At 46.5% G+C, this 3,103-nt stretch carries 4 protein-coding genes and 1 tRNA gene; 3 read left to right on the plus strand and 2 right to left on the minus strand.

Translation table 11 applies throughout. The features are described from left to right. Both Q0236_RS09060 and Q0236_RS09065 read left to right on the plus strand, forming a co-directional pair. Positions 1 to 855 (plus strand): ankyrin repeat domain-containing protein (locus Q0236_RS09060; RefSeq protein WP_297917045.1); only part of this gene is annotated, 855 nt, incomplete at its 5' end. Positions 856 to 1,168: 313 nt separating this feature from the next. Beyond that, positions 1,169 to 1,243 (plus strand) — tRNA-Glu (locus tag Q0236_RS09065). Positions 1,244 to 1,505: 262 nt separating this feature from the next. Here Q0236_RS09065 and Q0236_RS09070 read toward each other — a convergent pair. Both Q0236_RS09070 and bioB read right to left on the minus strand, forming a co-directional pair. Further along, entirely contained in the window at positions 1,506 to 1,847 is a 342-nt protein-coding gene (locus Q0236_RS09070; protein ID WP_297917047.1) for a hypothetical protein, read from the minus strand. Between the two features lie 39 nt (positions 1,848 to 1,886). Then, positions 1,887 to 2,879 carry a biotin synthase BioB gene (gene bioB / locus Q0236_RS09075; protein ID WP_297917049.1) on the minus strand — a complete coding sequence of 331 codons (993 nt, stop codon included), beginning with the start codon at positions 2,877 to 2,879 and terminating at the stop codon, positions 1,887 to 1,889. 18 nt (positions 2,880 to 2,897) lie between these two features. On the opposite strand from bioB, the gene Q0236_RS09080 reads away from it, so the two are divergent. Continuing rightward, positions 2,898 to 3,103: hypothetical protein (locus tag Q0236_RS09080; RefSeq protein WP_297917051.1), on the plus strand; the 206-nt coding region annotated here is incomplete at its 3' end.

Consider the following 3,103-nt stretch of genomic DNA (forward strand, 5'->3'; position numbering starts at 1 on the left):
GATAAAATTTCAAAAAGCTGGGGTACGAATATATTTATATTCGGCAAAAGATGGGGGCACGATAAGATAGAAATTGGCGATTCTAGGATAAATCCGGCGTCAAACCCTGAATACAAAAACGAATTTCCTTACGAGTTTAGCCACTTTTTCATCTTTGATAGCGGGGTTAAAAAGGATGATTTAGTTTTTAACTTTAACAAGATAATAAATTTAAAAACAAACGACTCTATAGAACTTACGGATTTAAATGGTATAAATTTGATTTTTAAAGACGAGCCGGGTAAATACTACGGCACAAATTCATTAAAGGAGATTTACGACAAAAACTTTTTCGTTACACCTAAGACTGAAGAGAGTTTGGGCGCGGATGAGATACAAACGTTGCTTCACAAAACGGCATATTCAGACAACGCCGAAGATGCTAAAAAATACTGCGAAATGGGCGGCGATCCGAATTTTAAAGGTCATGAAAATACCACTCCTATCGAAATGGCGGTAATGTTAGGTAGCGAGAATTCGCTTCGCGCGATGCTAGAGTGCGCAAAAAGACTGACTGATAGCGCAATGATGATGAGCGTATTCGGAAGCCAACACGACGATGAGAAGAGTTTTAGGCTCGTAAAGCTTTTAGAAAAATACGGCGGAAATTTTAAAGCAAAGGATAGGGATGGTTGCTCCATGGTAAATTATGCGGCAAGTTCTCATAGTCTAGAAATCGTAAAATATCTAGTAGAAAGAGGCGCCGATCCAAAAGCTAGATGTTCTCATAACCAAAGCGTAACTCCATCGGATTGGGCAAGGAAAAATGAGGATAAAAGAGTATATGAGTATCTAAAAAGCCTAGAAGCCAAATAACAAGGCATGCTAAATGGCTTTTTATCACCTGCTTTAAATCAGCGCGATAAAATTATTGGCGTTTTTGATGCTGATAGCAAAGCACAGCAAGCTTTATGATATCGATTTGGCTTATGGCTGTAGCGACGGAACTTATTTATATGCCATCTAGAATGGGCGGCATATCGGACTCTCTAGGGCACCAAGATTTACGGCTATGCCAAAAAGCTTTAAGTTTTCGGCGAAAATTTTATTTTGCATTATTTTTGTTGAAATTATATAATTTAATCCAAAATTTATATACACTTCGCTATCATCTCATTTTTAATTTCGCGGCCCACTCGTCTAGTGGTTAGGACGCTGGCCTCTCACGCCGGTAACAGGAGTTCAAATCTCCTGTGGGTCACCATTTCATCACTTAAAATCAATTAAAATTTTCTAGCATTCAGCTGTCTGCCCTTGAAATTAAGACCTCATTTGTTTTTGTAGTATGTTGATTAAAATTTCATCATATTTTTACCGAGGCTAATTGATCTAGAATTAAAGTCGCGCGAATTAAAATTTAGATCAAATTGTAAAATTCACGGCTAAATCCCGCCGTTGCTTATATTTTCCAGATTGCGCAGCCTGTTCCAGTTTTGTTCGTTTTGCAAATTTCTCATATTTTGCCGCTACTGCATCTGCTCCAGTTGTTGCTGCGATTGCTGTTGCATTAGGCTTTGCCGCATGGCAATATATTGCTCTTGCGCTCTTTGCTGAGCTTGCGCGCTATCCGCTCTGAAAGAATTAAGCGTATCTCGCGACACTGCCTGCTCTTGCGCCGCCTGCGCGACTTCGGCATCAATCTTTTGCTGCTTCGCGCAGCGGTTTGGCTGCTCCTTGCTTAGCGGGCTTGCGACATCGCATCTGCTCGCGTCCGCCAAGAATGGAGCCTCCTCGTCGTCCCGCGAGAGCAGCGAGCAACCGCCAAGCAAGACGACCAAAATAAGGGCAAGGAAAAATTTTAACTTCATAGCCGCCTCTTAAATTTTATCTTTAATTCCAGACCGCCGCTAGTCTGCGCCCTTTGCTAGGTCGAACCCGCACTGCGCCACAAGCGCCTTATCGCTTGCGATGCTATCGCCGGTGGTAGTTAGGAAATTGCCCGTAAGCGCTGAGTTGATGCCGCATCCAAGCGCCGTGCGCACGTGCTCGCCCAAATTTCGCCTGCCGCCTGCGAAGCGCAGATACGCGCGCGGCAAGATGAAGCGGTAGATCGCGATCGATTTTAAAATTTCATCGTGCGCCAGCGGCGCGGCGTCTTGCAGCGGAGTACCCTTGATCGGGGTCAGGATATTGATCGGCACGGAGCTAACGCCCAGCTCTCGCAGCTGCAGCGCCATATCGATGCGATCCTCCATATTTTCGCCCAGCCCGAAAATCCCGCCGCTACATACGTCAAGCCCCACGGCGCGGCAATTCTCGATAGTTTGGATGCGATCGTCGTAGCTGTGCGTCGTGCAGATCTGCGGATAAAATTTGCGCGAAGTCTCGAGATTGTGATGATAGGTCTGCACGCCGCTTGCTTTAAGCAGCGCCAGCGCGGGCTTTGAGACGATCCCTAGCGAGGCGCACAGATGCAGCCGCGTCTGGCTTCGCAGCCGCTCGTAGATCGCGCAGTATGCCTTCAGATCGGAGCTTTTTTGAGAAATTCCGCGCCCGCTGGCGACGAGCGAGAAGCGGTGCGTCTGCTCGGCTTCGTTCGCAAGCGCGGCGCTTAGCACCTGCCGCTCGCTCAAAATTCCGTAAGTCTCGCAGCCCGTGTTAAAATGCGCCGACTGCGCGCAGTATTTGCAGTCCTCGCTACAGCGCCCCGATTTTACGTTTATGATCGTGCAGAGATTAAATTTATCGCCGCAAAACTCGCGCCTGATCTCATCCGCCGCCGCAAAAAGCGCGCCCAGATCCTCGCACTGTGCCAGTTCTAGCGCCTGCTCCTTTGCAATTTCGCAGCCGCCTATCACGCGATCTTTCAGCGCGCAAACATAAGCTTTATCTATCAGCATTCATCCTTTTTGATAAAAATGCGTAATTATACAACGCTAAATTTAAAGCAAAGCTCGCGCGTGAAATTTTGGCGCAGGAATTTTGCGCTAAAAATTTACGCGGAATTTTACGCCCTTCGCGTGCCGATTTTGCACCGCGATTTTTACGGACGGCTCGTCCGCATTCTGCTTATGCGACGGAGCAAATTAAACTCGCTTCAAAGTTGCGGCGCGGTAAAATTTTA

The sequence above is a fragment of the uncultured Campylobacter sp. genome, from assembly GCF_938031315.1.
Lineage (GTDB): Bacteria > Campylobacterota > Campylobacteria > Campylobacterales > Campylobacteraceae > Campylobacter_B.